Origin of the sequence: Listeria immobilis (assembly GCF_014322845.1) — a bacterium.
Lineage (GTDB): Bacteria > Bacillota > Bacilli > Lactobacillales > Listeriaceae > Listeria > Listeria immobilis.
The window spans coordinates 13,832-29,151 of sequence record NZ_JAASUA010000017.1 but is presented as its reverse complement, the minus strand read 5'-3'; the positions used below and the strand labels follow the sequence as shown (position 1 = coordinate 29,151).

Here is a 15,320-nt window from a genome sequence, read left to right as displayed (position 1 = left end):
CAACCTTCAATATCTTTGGCTGTCGAAGTATAGGTATCACCTACATTTCCGCTTAATATGTCTGTCGGAGCTAGTTCATTGCCTGCTCCATCTACATATCGAACCGTCACATCTTGACCAGCTATCGGATCAGTAACCGTGATTGGAACTCTAACCTTTGCAAATGGATTAGAGTTGGTAGAGTTACTACTTTTAATGGTAATATACCCATTGCCTCTATGTGTTGCTACACCATTAGTTAATACGTTGTTGGAAGTCCCATCATCATGGTAGATAAATGTATGGTTCGCAAAAAGTGCTTTGCCAGATTGTAAGCCTAGTTGTGTTTTATCTGGTTTCAATTGATTGAAATTTGTATTTAATGGAACAACTATCGAATTACCTGTATAGATTAATTGATCCTGCTTAATTGGGGATAAATTATAAAACTCTAACATATTTCCTCCATAGTCTATACCATATAAGTAGCCAGCTGGTATATCAGAGGTAATTTGATTCCTAGCTGTACCTAATATCAGTTTATGCTCAAATCCTGCTTTCCAATCAGTCGTAAAAATACTAGTAGGAATAGTTACTAATTTATTCTCCTTTATATCTAGCTGCCTCAAATGAGAAGATAAACCAGTTATTTCTGTAGGTATTTCCGTGATATTACCATGCGTTAGATTTAAAATTCTTAAGGAAGGTAATTGGAAAACTACTCTAGGGAATTTTTGTAAATTATTATATTCTAATCTTAAGGTTTCCAGTTTTTTTAATTGCCCAATGCTGTTAGGTATTTCTGTTGAAGCTAACCTTTGTGAAACTAGAAATTTTAAATTTTTATAATCCGAAATCTTATCTGGAATATCTGAAGATTGGTAAATGGATAGGGATGTAATAGCTTCTAAATCAGCTAATGTAATATCATCACGATTTTTCGATAAAGTTCTTTCAGTAGCTTGGATATATGGTTCATTTCCGTCTAGTTCTTGCTCCAACCAGGAAGCAGCCTGAGCCTTAGTTGTATGAAAAGAAAGGGTTGTAGCCACAATAACAAAGCTAAAGATTACTAAAAAAATGTTCTTCAATTAAAAACACACACCCATCTATTTTTTAAAGTTGCTATTAAATATAGCATAGAACTATGGCGGCTAACCGTAAAATTACTCATATAAACCATAATTATATGGCGAAATTATGAAAAGTAACCAAAAAGGATTTGGATAGTCTCTCTAAAGGTCCTGTCCAAATCCTTTTTCTGATTACTTACTCTATAATCGTTTTTAATTTTACTTATTTATTTTTTCTAGTTGGGCGTCTCATGAATAGCGCTATACCGAATAATAGAAGTGCTAATCCACCTAATATACCACTATTTTGCGTACTGTCCCCTGTTTTTGGCAAGGAACTTTTTTCTTTCGCTTGTTTGGTAGGTTCTTTTGTCACCGTTGGCTGAATGCTCATTTTTCCTGTTGGTGTTACATTCGACTTGCCATCTGTTATTTTATCATCACTTGGTGTTGTTGGCTCTTCTGGCAGTGGAAGTGGAATGATATCATCGGTGTTTTTTTCATACACATATGTGACGGTTTGTGTTGTATCACTGAATGTACCTGTAGCATTTTCTGGCGTTGTTTTTAGTTTCCAACCATCAATGGCTTTGGCTGTCGAAGTATAGGTATCACCTACATTTCCACTTAATGTGTCGGAGGTAGCTAGTTCATTGCCTGCTCCATCTACATATTGAACCGTCACATCTTGACCGGCTACCGCTTCTTTTTCATACACATAGGTGACGGTTTGTGCTGTATCACTGAATGTACCTGTAGCATTTTCTGGCGTTGTTTTCAAATTCCAACCATCAATGGCTTTGGCTGTCGAAGTATAGGTATCACCTACATTTCCGCTTAATGTGTCGGATGTAGCTAGTTCGTTGCCTGCTCCATCTACATATTGAACCGTCACATCTTGACCGGCTACTGCTGCTTTTTCATACACATAGGTGACGGTTTGTGCTGTATCACTGAATGTACCTGTAGCATTTTCTGGACTTTCTTTTAGTTTCCAGCCATCAATGGTTTTGGCAGTAGTGCTATAAGCATCTCCTACAACTCCGCTTAGTGTGTCTGTTGGAGCTAGTTCATTGCCTTCTGTGTCTACATACTTAACATTAACCTCACTAGCATTTGCAGCTAATACTTTAATTGGTTGTGTTACTTGAAGTGAGTAAGAAAAATCTACCCCTGCTGCTGATTGATCTGTAGCTGCTATATTATAAGTAGCATTGGTATCTGCAGTAACATTATCCCAAGAAACTGTTTTGGAGTCACTAGCAACTTCTCCTTCATTAGAAGCAGTTTGAATTGGCATCACTTGACCATCTAACCCTTTTGTTGGATTCGTGGAAGTTGCAATTTCTCCTTGCTTAATAGTAATGGTTGGTAAAGTAATCGTTTGATTATTGATTTGTAATCCTTTATAATCATCGTCCCCTTTTAACATGGAGTTAAATAAAGGATTTAATGCAGAGATATCTACAATATGATTAGAATCCGCATATAAAATTTTCATACCTTCTAAAGCACTTAAGTCGTCCAAAGAAGTAAGTTCATTCTGGTTTAGATACAAAATCTCTAAGTTATTCATATCTTCTAATGGAGCAAGGTCCTGCACTTTATTATGGTTTAAATTTAATGTTTGAATCGTATCATTTCCACGTAGTGGCGAGAGATCACTAACTTCATTCCAATTTAGATTAAGTGTTTGAAGTTTTTGCATTTCTGAAAGAATGGTAAGGTCTGATATAGCTGAATAATCACTAGAAAGCCATCGGTAAGAATCATAACTAAAACTGGTTAAATTTTTTGCTTCTAATAACGGTGAAAAATCCTGTATATAATCTGCACCCAATTCCAAATTCTCTAATGCCGGAAGATTTTGAATGCCATCTAAACTTCTAAGCGATGTCCCTACTCCTGTAATTTTTTTCAAGTTTGGCAAATGAACTATTGGGGTTAGGTCACTCACATAACTTGCCGAAAAATCTATCTGTGTCATATTAGTAGCATATTCCAAGCCCGTTAAATCCGAAACTTTCCCAGGGACATACGCTTGAGACGGATTAGAATAATTAATGGCTGCATTATCAAGTTGTGCTAAATCCCCCTCTGTAAGTGATGTGGCGAATCGTTTGTTTAATAGTTTTTTCAATCCTTCTAAAAGATTTTGATCTGGTATATTGACTGTGTCGGTAGTTGCTGCTTGTGCATGAATTCCAGAACTAATCCCAAAAGTAGTCAGGAAGCATACCAACATAATGATTGCTATTTTCTTCATTTTCTATCTCCTTTTGATAAGTTTTTCTCATTAATTCGTTCAAAGAATATCAGAAATGATACACAATCACAGGGTTAAATATCACACTAAAATATGTCTTTTCATTGAACTTTATTCTATTTCCCCAAATATTCTCCTAAACTGCTGCCTTAAAGTATGCTCGAAAATCTCTAAGCGTTGCTTTTCAGAACCAGCTATTATATAATTCGCAAGTACTAGCTGAAAAGTGCTTAACATTATTACTTTTTAATAGAAGAAATACAATTAAATGGCTACACTTACAAAAAAGTTGATTTTTTAAATGCGAAAATAGGAGAATGATAAAATGAATACTTTTTTAAGGAATAAGACAGTAATGATTACTGGGGCTTCGAGTGGTCTGGGGGCAGAAATTGCTAGACAGGTTGCCGCATCCGGGGCAAATGTAATATTAATGGCAAGAAGTACAGAAAAACTAAAGGTATTACAAGCTGAAATATCTGCCGATTTTGCTGTTGATGCAGAATATTTCACTCTAGATATGACCGACTTCGAACAAATAATGCAATTAAGTGAGAAAGTTAATCAAAACTTCCGAGTTGATGTACTGGTTAATTGTGCCGGTTTTGGCTTGTTCGAAAATGCGGTGGACATTCCATTTGATATTACCAATAAAATGTTTGATACAAATGTATTAGGTTTAATTCGTTTAACCCAATTGATTTTACCAGCAATGCAATCACGCCAAACAGGTCATATCATCAATATTGCTTCACAGGCTGGAAAGATTGCTACACCAAAATCTTCTGTTTACTCGGCAACCAAATATGCTATCATTGGATTTTCGAATGCACTACGGTTAGAAGTAGCATCTGATAACATTAATGTTACTGCGATAAATCCTGGACCCATTGCAACCAATTTTTTTGAGGTTGCAGATCAATCCGGAGAATATTTAGATTCAGTAGGAAAGTTTGTATTAAAACCGGAACACGTAGCCAGAAGAACTGTACAAATTATGGGGAATAATAGACGTGAAGTGAACCTTCCATTTATAATGAATATCGGCACTCGCATATATCAAATCATGCCAGCATTTATTGATTTTATTGGTAAGAGATCTTTTTTTAAGTAGCCATATTGGGAACATTTAGCCCTAATAAATATTATATTTTCATCTGGCTGGGTTACCCGAACTCTGAATCTCATTTAATTTATGACATAATAATATTAAGTAAGGTTCGAAAATATCGAAAAAAAGAGAAAACAAAAATGTGTCTTTTCTCTTAGAACGCCAAGACTTTCCGTTATTCACTCCAATCTAACTCAATGTCATTGAGTAAGATTCAATTACTAAAAATACTGTCCCTAATTTTCCAAATGCTCCGGATGTGCTTCCAAATAGTTGATTAATTCACGTGCAATAAGTGGTTGCGTATATTGGAAGTCTATTTTCCGCCCTAAATAAATAATTGGTTGTTGACCTATGTATACTAATGCTGATCCGCTTTCCATAGACGGGCTTTTTTTCACCGAAATCTGGAGTATCTCTGCTAATTCACTTGGAGATATGTCTCCAAAACGTTGTCTAATAAGTTGTTTGGTTGCTTCCATCTTCGTACCCACACCTCTTTTTTCTTCTCATTATAGCCAAAAAGCGCCGTTTTTTCTAGCTTTTATTGCCGTTAAATACATGATATACTGAACAAGTGCAAAAGAGTTTATGGTGGTGCGCCAGCCTTCTTCATCGGTTCTTCCGATAGAAAGTAGGTGGTGCTTATGTTATTTTGGAGCGTTACCTGGAAAGGATAAACGTGTGACTGTTTTCGAAAGTCTTACACTGATGATTGCTTTTGCAGTCTTAGTTGTAACGATCATGAACAGTAAAAATGACAAAAAATAAAACCCACTCATAAGCTTGACCGGCTCGTTGGAGTGGATTTCAAATTCATTTAAGGCTGGGCACCATCTTAAATGGTGTTTGCACATGTTAAGGGAGTCATGTTGGTGCATGGCTCTCTTTTCCTTATCATCATACCATTTATGAGCAAATTTGACAATATTTCTATTACGATTGCGTGCTTTTTATAAAAAATACGCCATACAAGGGGCATGACGTCTCTGCTATATACTACTTATACAAAGGGAGAATAAAACTAGTAGTATGCAGACAGTTGAATGAAAAGAATGACAGTAAACGTAGATAATCTTATCTACATGTACATTATTACACATATAATAGTCATTTTCAACTATGCTTTTTCTAAGGTCATCCTAAAGAAGAATCATATTTTGAACTGTCCCTAAAAAAACGCCACGCAAACGCATGACGTTACTGCTATATTTACTAACCTTTTTAACGGAATAGAAGGAAAGTAGCAAGCAGTACAAACTGAGCCGAAAATATGTAGATAACTGACAATATCTACATGTATATTATTACACATGCTGAATGGTTATTCAACTATGTTTTTTCAGAATTCATTTTGAAGGAGAACCATATTATTTACTACAGTACTAACTATTTAATACACGAATAAATTCATTACATAAGATACAAAGATTGAGCAATGGAAAGAGCAGCTATTACTCCTAAATCAAAAGCTAATTTTGAATTATCCCGAAAAACATAAGCGTGGTAAGCAATCCCTATAATTAATACTGCAAAGAAAAAAGGTGCTTCCTTAAATGAAATAAATAGAGCCACCAAAAAAACAATGATTAAATAGACATACTCTTTTGTTTTGTTATTTCTCATATTTTACCAGCTTCCTTTCTACCTAATATATTTCAACATCTCTACACTCAAATAGGTTCGTATTGTGATGTATTTAATAATATACTGATTGGAAATAACAAAAATACGTGATAGAATATGGAATACGAAGGTTGTTTAAAACAAATATCACATAAAGAAGATACCCTAATATGGTTTTGAAACAGCGAAGTAAAGATATAATGGACTGTAAACAGAAAACCGAACGCCAAAATTAAGAGAATTTGTTGGAGACTTCAAATTTATGAGGAGTAAGATAGTTTAAACTGGAATAAATACGTTTGTAATTATAGTAAATCTCTAAGTAATTGATAATCCCTAGTTTTGCTTGTGCCTTAGTATGGAATTGTTTATCTGTAAGTATTTCTCGTTTAATCACTACTTTTTCGTCCCATTTTTTCTGAATATACAATATATGTAGACCACCTTTGGTTTTGCCTGAGAAAGACCTGAAATTTTTTAGGCTCACTAGCTCCCCCATAGCTTCTCATTTTCTTTCGTTAAGCGTTTGACTTCTTATTGAGAAATAAATTTGCGACTACCATACCCTGGAAAAGACATTCATCATATTTTTCATATTCAGAAATCCATCGATACAACGTATTTTCATGGATATCAAATTACTTTGAAACAAAGCGAACAGGATGACTATCCGTTAAAATAAGGCTAACGGCTTGTGATTTATGAACCACCCTCCAAAAGTTAGACCAAAAATCTAACTTTTGGAGTGGCGGTATTTTTATGGTAAAGTATAGTTTTGAATTTAAATTAAAATTAGTTCAATAATACCTTGGCAGTAAAGGTTGCTACACATATTTAGCGAAAAAATATTGTGTCAAAATGGACCAACAAGTTCGGAAATGAGTGAATGCTTCCCAACAATTCAGTACAGAAGGACTTTTACGAAAGCAGAAAAATAGACATTATTCTTTTCAAGAGAAGCTAAATACGATAAAGTTATACTAAACAAGCGAGCCATCCTAGCGTGAAATTGCCAACCAAATTGGACTCAACAATCCACATTAATTGCTAGTTGGATGATAAAATTTTGGAAAGACGGGGTGAATGAAATCCCTAAAACGAAAGGACGTCCACCAAAAATGACGTAAAAAAACACTTTTATACTGCTATAACTCATCAAAAGATGCCTACAGATACGACGGAATTCAAATTATTTTGAAACAGATTCCTTGGTATACTTCGTCAGAAGAAAATGTATTTACATCCTTTTATGGATTTCAGACTGTAGAAAAACGGAATTTCTCAAAGGTTAAACAATGAGAACTTCCGTTTTTCTACAGTCTGAGACTCTTCCTTTTCAAGAAGCCGTCTTTCTTTTCTAAATCAATTGTTTCTTTTTATTGTACAGATTAATGTAGTCTTCTAGTAACGAATCCATCTCCATTACTCGTTTAGAATTCGGAAAAAAGCTTTCGTACTCTGTTTCAGTAGAAAAATTCGGGTAGGCAGATTTCAATGCTCCAAACGAAACTGCTTCATCCATTTTCACAACTTTTAATTCTGTATTTAAAGCATCAGCTTTCATTTGTAACCATAAAGGATTATTAATAGCTGGACCAATCACAACTAGGCGTTGAATATCATTTAATGGAAAGCAATTAGCCATATGTTTCATTTCTAAAGACAAGCCTAATATGATTCCTAACAAGATATCTTTTGAAGTTGTTTCCATAGTTAAACCATATAAAAGTCCTTTCGATTGGCTATTTTTAAATGGTGCACCTGAACCATTTAAATGAGGAATGAACAATAAAGAATTTCTTAATCTCACGCAATTATTTATATAGTATTGATACAATTCTTCGCATTCTTCTAAGAATACTACAGTATCCTTATTAAATAGCTCTCTATACCAAGCAAATATGTTTCCTCCTGTTGGCATGGATGAAAATAAAGTATAATAGTCAGAATTTGTAAAAATACCATTAGACAATGAATTTTCAAGATGTTCAGCGTCATTAAAATTAGAATCACTAATTAATAAAAGTCCTTCAGTCGTACCAGTAGAATTCAACAATTCCTTAGGTTTTAATCCTATCCCCAGAGCGCCAACCATATGATCATGACCAGCAATCCGCACGGAAATATGTTCCTTATTTAATCCCTCAAGTTCCCCGCAATCTGTATACCCTACTATATCTCCTGAATTGACTACTTCTGGAAATTGAATAATATTTCCCAAATCAAATAAATTCAAAATTTCCTTTGACCATTGTCGTTTCTTTATATCATAACAAAGTGTTCGACTTGCCATAGAATATTCCGTTTTTATTTCTCCTGTTAAAAAGTAACATAAAAGATCTGGGATATTTAACCAAGTTAATTTCTGCAACTTAGAAATTTTTGAATTTTCTACTAGCCACTTTATTTTTGGTAAACTATAGTTGGGATGTGCTGGGAGCCCAGTAATTTCATAAATCTTCATTTTTTCTTTCCTTGTTAGACATTCAATATATGCAATAGCTCTTTTATCATACCAAGCAATTAATGGTGTAACGATTTTCCCATTCTCATCAGCAAGAACCCCTGCCTCACCAACACTAGAAATACTAATTGAATCTATATTTCCAGAATTTTTACTAATGAATTTTTTTAAAATCGTTAAAAGTTGAGTCCATATTGAGTCTAAATCAAACAATTCCCCAAAATTATCTTCCTTTTTTTCTGTACGAAAAGTTGTTCTATCAATTAATTTTCCTGTAGTGATTTCAAATAAAGAAACTTTAGAATTAGTCGTTCCGATATCAATCGTAACAGCTAACTGACCACTCATTTAGAATGTCCTTCATCAATTAAATGTGTTTGGCGATAGGTTACTTTATAAATCCAGAATAGAATCACTCCGACTACAGGAATCAAACCAAGAGCAATAATATTTCCATCAAATATTTGTAATAACCAAAATCTTAATGGGTTTCCTCCATCTAAGAAACTTGATACCATTCCACTAGAGCCTTCTGGAAAACTGAAATTAACATCTTTTGCCATACCAGTAATAAATGGTGCAATAGCTGATGCAATATATAAATCACCTATAATGATAGGAATGGCAATAAACACAGCTCTAAAAACATTCCCTTTTGTTGACAATACAACCATAGAAGCCATTACCGCTAAATTAGCTAAATCTCCTAGCGGTAAAACAGTGTTACCGGGTAAGACAAAAGCTAGTACAACTGCAATAGGTGTTAGTAACAATGCTGTAGAGATTATCGCTGGATTTCCGACAGCCACAGCTATATCTAGACCAATATATAAGTCATCTCTATCTGGATATTTTTTATTTAAAAATTTTTTAATCGCTTCTGATAGAGGCAATAGCCCTTCCATCAAGATACGAACCATTCGAGGCAAAATAAACATTACTGCACCAATACTAATACCCATTGTTAAAATTCCTTGGAGATCATATCCCGCAACAATACCTAAAAGTATCCCTAATATTGTTCCAACCATCATTGGTTCTCCAAAAATACCGAAGCGTTTTTGAATAGTCATCGGATTAATGTCAATATTTCGTATTCCTGGAATCATATCAATGACTTTATTCCCTATTAAGCCAATGGGAAAAAAAGTAATTGATGACACTGTTGGCAACGAAATTCCATCTAATCCAAAATACTCTGCTCCCATTGGTGCAGCCCAATCAGCTAATTTGAATACAATAATAGCTATGGAAGCTGAAGCTATTATTCCCAACCAGAAACTACCTGTGCTATAATATACTAAGGTTCCTGCTAGCGCAAAATGCCAATAATTCCACATATCGACATCTACTGTTCTTGTTTGCTTAATTGCAATCATGATTACATTAATAAGCATTGTTAAAGGAATAACAAACGGTGCGATTGGTGATCCCCATGTAATTGCTGATAAAGGCGGCCAACCTAAGTCAACTACAGGAAGATTAATCCCAGTCTGCTCTACCATGGCTTGTGCTGCAGGTCCTACATTATTAGTTAATATATCAAATATCGCATAGATACCTACAAAACCAATACCCACTGTTAAAGACGAACGTAATGCTTTAGCTGGTTTTATTTTAAAGAACAGTGCTAAAACAAATAAAACTAACGGTAACATTACAGTCGGACCAAATCCTAAAATATACTGCACACCATCATATAGTTTTTCTGCAATATTTCCCATATCATTCTCCTTCTGTTAATTTATCATAAATACTGTTTAATACTTTATCTTCATTGATTCCTGTAATCAATGCTAGTCCATTAATAACCGGTACATCTAATTCGTATGGAATTTTAAGTGTAGAAACAATTAAATCTGCATCATCAGAATTGGATTCTACCGAAGCAACATTTGTTTGTGAGTAATTTATGTCTGTTACTCCCATTTCTTTCAAAAATCCCATTACCTTCTCTGCTACCGCTGTTGAAGTCGCAATGCCCGTTGCACATACAAATAATATATTTTTAGCCACGTTATTTTCCTCCAATTTTTAAAGTTGAATCTCTTCTTTTGCAATTTTATAAATTTCTTCTTTGGTTCCATTTTTTATTCTTGTTAATATATCTTCTTGGTTTAAAATACTCATTAATTTTTGTAAGATATTTAACTGCTTATTTGACTGCCCCAATGCTAATAAAAAGATGATTGTCACATCGATTGCATCCTCATCCATTCCTCCCATCAATTCCATTTGAATCGGATTTTTTAATGTTGCAATAGTTACTTTGTTGTTTATCACAAATTCTGCATTTGTATGTGGAATTGCGACACCATACGGTTCTGTTGGTAGGCCTGTAGGAAAAATCCGCTCACGTTCTATGACTTGATTAGGAAAATCTTCTAGAACATCTTGATTAACTATCAATGGTTTAACCAATAATGGAATCACAGTTTCAAAATCTTTTACTTCAATATCGACAAAAATATTTTCTAGTTCAGTTAAAGATGTACTCATTACCTTTGCACCACACTATTCATACTTAGTATCTTAGCGTAAACGGTTTCAAATACTGAATCTTCTGCATGTTGTAATACTTTAATTAGATTAGCTTCATTAGGATTAGATTCATAGGCTTTCCCTACACTTCGAATGTAGCTTTGACGTAAATCACTCGCAATATTTATTTTAGTAACATTATAATTCACCATTTGTTGGATGTGTTTGTCGGGAATACCTGAACCACCATGAATTACCAAAGGAACTGGGGAAACTTCATTAATTTCTTTCAATAAATCAAAATCAATTTTTGGCTTATCTTCTAGACCGTGAACATTTCCTACTGAGATTGCTAGCATGTCGCAACCGGTTCTTTCAACAAATTCTTTTACCTGTGCTGGATCAGTTTTTGAATCAGCTTCACTCACATGATCATCTTCTTTCCCTAATATCGCACCTAGCTCTGCTTCTACTGGAACACCATAAGCTTTTGCAAAGTCAACCGCTTTTTTTGTGAAAGCAATGTTTTTTTCGAAATCAAAAGTAGCACCATCAATCATGACGGATGTAAATCCTGCACGAATTGCACTTTTAACATCTTCAAATTTTTTCCCATGATCCAAATGCATGGCTACCGGTGTATCCATATTTTCAGCATAACGAGAAACCATATCAACCAAATAGTCATATCCTGCTAATGAAATATTAGTTGGTGCTACTTGAATGAATGTAGGAATACATGTTTTTTCAACTGCTTGTAAAATCCCGACTGTTGTTTCTAAATTTGTTGTATTAAAGGCTCCTGCAATAACTTTTCTTTCTTGAATGATTTCTAATAATGTATATCCGTTTACTAATGGCACTTAAATTTCCTCCCTTTGAAGAATTGTTCCAAGGTAGTATTTATTAGCCTTTAACCATACATTACCAAATTCGACTGGCGTTCCTCCTTCTAAATAGACTAATTGTTCAAGATGTAAAACTGGTGAATCTGGAGCAACCTCTAATTCTTTTGCTCTTTTTTCGCCCACTACTCTTGCAGCATATCTACTTTCAGAGAAAGCAATTTTTGTTCTAGTAATTTGTTCTATTACTTTAAATAAACTTTTAACATTAAAATTATGATCTTCAATACCTTTACATAAATTGCTATTCAATCGATTTTCAATTAACATTACTTTTTCGCCTTCAACATACCGAATTCGTTTCATGTATAGATACTCTTCACCAATGTTAATACCTAACTTAGAAGCAATTTCTTTTGTTGCTTTACGAAATTCAGAAGTGATGACTTTTGTTTCATAAGACAATTTTTGACTTTCTAACGATTCAGCAAAAGATAACAACCCTTTACCAAGCGGATAAGAGATATTCCCTTCGGTTACATATGTCCCTTTCCCCTGAATTTGTTGTAATAGTCCCTCTTCAACTAGCATATTAACCGCTTTTTTTACAGTGCCTCTACTTACTTCTAAATCAGCCATAATTTGATTTTCAGATGGTATTTTTTCCCCCTTCCCCCATTCTTCTGCGTAGATGCCATTTCGTAGATAATCTGCGACTTGAAGATAAATTGGCTTTGAAACATTACGATTGATAATCATTCAATCACCTCCTAATTTCGTTCCATACAAGCATATACAATAGAGTACAACACTGTACATCTGTGTACAACAATGTATAAGTAAATTGTAAACGCTAACACCAAAAAAGTAAAGATAAATTTTTTAGTTCTTCCATAAATTGATTTAAAAAGTAACATCGTTCTTAATTTTAAATAATCGCAAGTATCACTGAACTCATTATTATTTACTTGCATAACTGATAATATAAGAACTATTTTTATAATATGTTCACTTCGCATGTACGCTGGAATAATTATACTAAAATGGATGCTAAAAATACGTATATTTGTGTTGAATGGTTATACTAGAGTAGACAATAAAAATAAGCGAGTTTGAGAACAGGAGTATATTTTGACTATTCGCTACATCAACGTAACTAGGTAAAGCAATTAAGCCTGGGATTGCCATACCAAAAGCTTTGAGATCAATTAAGTTAAAGAACATTCCTACAAGACCTCCACCAACCATTGCTGCATAAAATGGACGTTTCAATTTTAAAACAACCCCATACATAGCTGGTTCAGTAATTCCTAATATTGCAGAAATTGCAGCAGATAGAGAAAGTTGCTTCATATTAGAACTTTTCGTTTTAAGAAAGACGCCGAATGTCGCTCCAACCATTGCAAAGGTTGCAGCTAACATAGCCGGGGCATTAAGGTATTATCAAATCCTGACTTAACAAACGTATCAATCATAATAGGCGACAATGCCCAGTGCATGCCTGTCATTACCAGCAATGGATAGAAGGCACCAATAAGTAATCCACCCAGGAATCCAAACGAATGGAATAACCAACCAATTACACTTGCAAGAGCCACACCAATGTATGTTCCAAGTGGTCCTAAAACAACTAAAGTAACTGGAATCATGATAACTAAAGTTAGCATAGGTGTAAACATCGTCGTCAAAACAGATGGCATCCATTTTTTAATAAAATTATGAACATACTTCAACAAATACGTAGTTAAAATAATTGGAATAACTGATGAACTATATGTTAAATAGGGTATTGGTAACACACCAAACAATGTCAACGGTGCTACACTTTCACCTGCCATAGTAGCTGTAACTCCTGCTGTCATTGTTGGATATAATAATGCACCAGCAATTGCTAATGCTAAATATTCATTCGTTTTAAATTTCTTTGCGCCGGAAACAGCCAAAATAAACGGCAGGAAATAAAATGCGCAGTCTGCAATAATGTTTAACACTTGATAGCCAGGGCTGTCCACGGTTAACCAATTAAGTGCGACAAATAATGCAAGAAAGCCTTTCAACAATCCGGTTCCAACCAATGCCGGCAATGTTGGTGTGAATATACCTGATATTGTATCCATCAAAGTATTAAGGATATTTTTTTCTCACTATTATTACTTTCGTCCCCGTTGCTGGCTAGTGTACCTAGCTGAGCCTCTACTTCATCAAATACTTTAGCTACATCATTGCCGATGATTACTTGGAATTGAGAACCGGAAAACTGGGCACCCATAACTCCTTTCGTCTTTTTTATTTCATCCATTTTTATTTTGCTATCATCTTTTACATTAAAACGTAAGCGTGTCATACAATGCCATACAACAAAGATACACTCTTTCAGGTCACAATTTATATCAACTTGCATGAGCTTCCTAGGAAAATTTTTGGTTTGTTTAGGGAGTTGATTATTTCACTTCCATGTTATTTTTTTGTGGAAGTTAACTTGGTTACGTGACGAATCACTCGTTTCATGCCAACAAAGATCCGCTTATAAACACGTTTTAAAATTCATGCATATACTGCCGTATAGACTTCAAAACTGAAACACCTATACCGAATAAGTAGTAGCTATTTTTCTTGATGTTAATTGGAACGGTCATGAGGTTTTCTTGTCTAAAAAGCTAAGCTTTGTTTCGTTGTATTTAGTTAATTACTTGCCAACAATTAGTTTGATATAAATTATACCTTTACATAAATACAGATAAAAAAATATCAAACAGAAGTAACTTAAGCAGATGTGAATCAAAGTATTAAAGTCATACAAACAGAGCAAGGAAAAATGGAATCCAAAGTGCAGGAAACAAAGTTAGGTATAAAATAATTAGATGCTCGTAAAGGTGAATTGGAAGAATGGGTAAATAATTATCCAGTTATTTAATTGTCCAGCGCTCTTTCATTTAACCACTCTGCTTTCATATGAAGGTTTATGGCTTTAACAAACATGTTACTTTAATTTCTATTTATATCTCTCACCATTTGAAATTCCGGGAAATAAGGATAAATCAAGGAGCGAAAATAAGTTTTCATCCTTATCTTCTCTAGTGCCTGTCTAGTTAGTTCCTTCTCTCCCTCCCTCCCTCTGCTTATAACAGTTGTTCCTACACCATTTGCGATTAATTCTAACTTTTGTTCTATGTATTTATTAACACTTAGATTGGATTGTTTTGCTTGCTCTACCATGTGTTGATGAGCCGCTTTATTTAGCCCACGAATTTTGATGCTTTGCTGTTCCTTCATAGTAACCACTACCCTATCTCCTCTCTAATTTTTAAGTTTTGTGACGTGATGAAAAAGCTAAGTGCCTCTGTCTGTTCTCGGCTTCGAGCCTCCAACATCCAGCTTCTATTCGCAAATGTGAAACATTTCCTCATAGAAGCAGGTTAAGGGGATTTGGGGTCAAAACCATTGAGAAGCTAGGCAGTACCTAGCTTCGTGGTGG

Annotated in this window: 17 protein-coding genes; 2 read left to right on the top strand and 15 right to left on the bottom strand. The window is 34.4% G+C overall.

Features of this window, described 5'->3' with window-relative positions; all coding sequences use genetic code 11:
• Together HCJ45_RS14575 and HCJ45_RS14570 are read right to left on the bottom strand one after the other, a co-directional pair.
• Window positions 1-1,070, bottom strand: a 1,070-nt coding sequence (locus tag HCJ45_RS14575) for a MucBP domain-containing protein (RefSeq protein ID WP_187125278.1), incomplete at its 3' end; no start/stop codon positions are given.
• A gap of 205 nt (window positions 1,071-1,275) precedes the next feature.
• Window positions 1,276-3,318, bottom strand: coding sequence for a MucBP domain-containing protein (locus HCJ45_RS14570; RefSeq protein ID WP_185398351.1), 2,043 nt, complete (start codon window positions 3,316-3,318; stop codon window positions 1,276-1,278).
• Between the two features lie 325 nt (window positions 3,319-3,643).
• Between HCJ45_RS14570 and HCJ45_RS14565 the strand changes: the two genes are divergently transcribed.
• Window positions 3,644-4,432: an SDR family NAD(P)-dependent oxidoreductase gene (locus tag HCJ45_RS14565; RefSeq protein WP_185398352.1), complete on the top strand. Its 789-nt coding sequence runs from the start codon at window positions 3,644-3,646 to the stop codon at window positions 4,430-4,432.
• Window positions 4,433-4,665: 233 nt separating this feature from the next.
• On the opposite strand, the gene HCJ45_RS14560 is transcribed toward HCJ45_RS14565, so the two are convergent.
• Window positions 4,666-4,911, bottom strand: coding sequence for a hypothetical protein (locus tag HCJ45_RS14560; protein ID WP_187125277.1), 246 nt, complete (start codon window positions 4,909-4,911; stop codon window positions 4,666-4,668).
• A gap of 109 nt (window positions 4,912-5,020) precedes the next feature.
• Here HCJ45_RS14560 and HCJ45_RS15205 point away from each other — a divergent pair, with 109 nt between their 5' ends.
• Window positions 5,021-5,200, top strand: coding sequence for a putative holin-like toxin (locus tag HCJ45_RS15205; RefSeq protein ID WP_221637751.1), 180 nt, complete (start codon window positions 5,021-5,023; stop codon window positions 5,198-5,200).
• Between the two features lie 642 nt (window positions 5,201-5,842).
• Here HCJ45_RS15205 and HCJ45_RS14555 read toward each other — a convergent pair.
• From HCJ45_RS14555 to HCJ45_RS14500, 12 genes are all read right to left on the bottom strand, one after another.
• Entirely contained in the window at window positions 5,843-6,055 is a 213-nt protein-coding gene (locus tag HCJ45_RS14555; protein WP_185398354.1) for a hypothetical protein, read from the bottom strand.
• A gap of 232 nt (window positions 6,056-6,287) precedes the next feature.
• Window positions 6,288-6,485 (bottom strand): IS3 family transposase, encoded by a 198-nt coding sequence (locus HCJ45_RS14550; RefSeq protein WP_185398355.1) that lies wholly within the window; start codon window positions 6,483-6,485, stop codon window positions 6,288-6,290.
• A gap of 927 nt (window positions 6,486-7,412) precedes the next feature.
• The gene (locus HCJ45_RS14545; RefSeq protein WP_185398356.1) at window positions 7,413-8,867 is read right to left on the bottom strand and encodes an FGGY-family carbohydrate kinase; all 1,455 of its coding nucleotides are present in this window, start codon (window positions 8,865-8,867) and stop codon (window positions 7,413-7,415) included.
• Entirely contained in the window at window positions 8,864-10,243 is a 1,380-nt protein-coding gene (locus tag HCJ45_RS14540; protein ID WP_185398357.1) for a PTS galactitol transporter subunit IIC, read from the bottom strand. Before HCJ45_RS14540 ends, HCJ45_RS14545 begins: the two co-directional genes overlap by 4 nt.
• 1 nt (window position 10,244) lies before the next feature.
• Window positions 10,245-10,535: a PTS sugar transporter subunit IIB gene (locus HCJ45_RS14535; protein ID WP_185398358.1), complete on the bottom strand. Its 291-nt coding sequence runs from the start codon at window positions 10,533-10,535 to the stop codon at window positions 10,245-10,247.
• A gap of 18 nt (window positions 10,536-10,553) precedes the next feature.
• On the bottom strand, window positions 10,554-11,018 hold the full coding sequence (locus HCJ45_RS14530) for a PTS sugar transporter subunit IIA (protein ID WP_185398359.1): 465 nt from the start codon (window positions 11,016-11,018) through the stop codon (window positions 10,554-10,556).
• On the bottom strand, window positions 11,018-11,863 hold the full coding sequence (locus tag HCJ45_RS14525; RefSeq protein ID WP_185398360.1) for a class II aldolase: 846 nt from the start codon (window positions 11,861-11,863) through the stop codon (window positions 11,018-11,020). Before HCJ45_RS14525 ends, HCJ45_RS14530 begins: the two co-directional genes overlap by 1 nt.
• A complete protein-coding gene (locus HCJ45_RS14520; protein WP_185398361.1) occupies window positions 11,864-12,604 on the bottom strand; it encodes a GntR family transcriptional regulator in 741 nt (246 codons plus the stop codon).
• 291 nt (window positions 12,605-12,895) lie between these two features.
• A complete protein-coding gene (locus HCJ45_RS15070; RefSeq protein ID WP_187125276.1) occupies window positions 12,896-13,267 on the bottom strand; it encodes a PTS transporter subunit EIIC in 372 nt (123 codons plus the stop codon).
• The gene (locus HCJ45_RS14510) at window positions 13,261-13,962 is read right to left on the bottom strand and encodes a PTS sugar transporter subunit IIC (protein WP_185398363.1); all 702 of its coding nucleotides are present in this window, start codon (window positions 13,960-13,962) and stop codon (window positions 13,261-13,263) included. The genes HCJ45_RS15070 and HCJ45_RS14510 overlap by 7 nt, the downstream gene beginning before the upstream one ends.
• The gene (locus HCJ45_RS14505; RefSeq protein WP_260450222.1) at window positions 13,962-14,246 is read right to left on the bottom strand and encodes a PTS transporter subunit EIIB; all 285 of its coding nucleotides are present in this window, start codon (window positions 14,244-14,246) and stop codon (window positions 13,962-13,964) included. The genes HCJ45_RS14510 and HCJ45_RS14505 overlap by 1 nt, the downstream gene beginning before the upstream one ends.
• Window positions 14,247-14,830: 584 nt before the next feature.
• Window positions 14,831-15,118 carry a hypothetical protein gene (locus HCJ45_RS14500; RefSeq protein ID WP_185398365.1) on the bottom strand — a complete coding sequence of 96 codons (288 nt, stop codon included), beginning with the start codon at window positions 15,116-15,118 and terminating at the stop codon, window positions 14,831-14,833.
• Between the last annotated feature and the right edge of the window lie 202 nt (window positions 15,119-15,320).

Excerpts from the sequence above, each read along its gene's own strand:
- HCJ45_RS14510 (WP_185398363.1), bottom strand. The coding sequence starts at position 13,962 with ATGGATACAATATCAGGTATATTCACACCAACATTGCCGGCATTGGTT.
- HCJ45_RS14500 (WP_185398365.1), bottom strand. The coding sequence starts at position 15,118 with ATGAAGGAACAGCAAAGCATCAAAATTCGTGGGCTAAATAAAGCGGCT.
- HCJ45_RS14560 (WP_187125277.1), bottom strand. The coding sequence starts at position 4,911 with ATGGAAGCAACCAAACAACTTATTAGACAACGTTTTGGAGACATATCT.
- HCJ45_RS15070 (WP_187125276.1), bottom strand. The coding sequence starts at position 13,267 with ATGTTAGCTGCAACCTTTGCAATGGTTGGAGCGACATTCGGCGTCTTT.
- HCJ45_RS14520 (WP_185398361.1), bottom strand. The coding sequence starts at position 12,604 with ATGATTATCAATCGTAATGTTTCAAAGCCAATTTATCTTCAAGTCGCA.
- HCJ45_RS14565 (WP_185398352.1), top strand. The coding sequence starts at position 3,644 with ATGAATACTTTTTTAAGGAATAAGACAGTAATGATTACTGGGGCTTCG.
- HCJ45_RS14570 (WP_185398351.1), bottom strand. The coding sequence starts at position 3,318 with ATGAAGAAAATAGCAATCATTATGTTGGTATGCTTCCTGACTACTTTT.
- HCJ45_RS14540 (WP_185398357.1), bottom strand. The coding sequence starts at position 10,243 with ATGGGAAATATTGCAGAAAAACTATATGATGGTGTGCAGTATATTTTA.
- HCJ45_RS15205 (WP_221637751.1), top strand. The coding sequence starts at position 5,021 with ATGGTGGTGCGCCAGCCTTCTTCATCGGTTCTTCCGATAGAAAGTAGG.
- HCJ45_RS14530 (WP_185398359.1), bottom strand. The coding sequence starts at position 11,018 with ATGAGTACATCTTTAACTGAACTAGAAAATATTTTTGTCGATATTGAA.
- HCJ45_RS14555 (WP_185398354.1), bottom strand. The coding sequence starts at position 6,055 with ATGAGAAATAACAAAACAAAAGAGTATGTCTATTTAATCATTGTTTTT.
- HCJ45_RS14545 (WP_185398356.1), bottom strand. The coding sequence starts at position 8,867 with ATGAGTGGTCAGTTAGCTGTTACGATTGATATCGGAACGACTAATTCT.
- HCJ45_RS14505 (WP_260450222.1), bottom strand. The coding sequence starts at position 14,246 with ATGCAAGTTGATATAAATTGTGACCTGAAAGAGTGTATCTTTGTTGTA.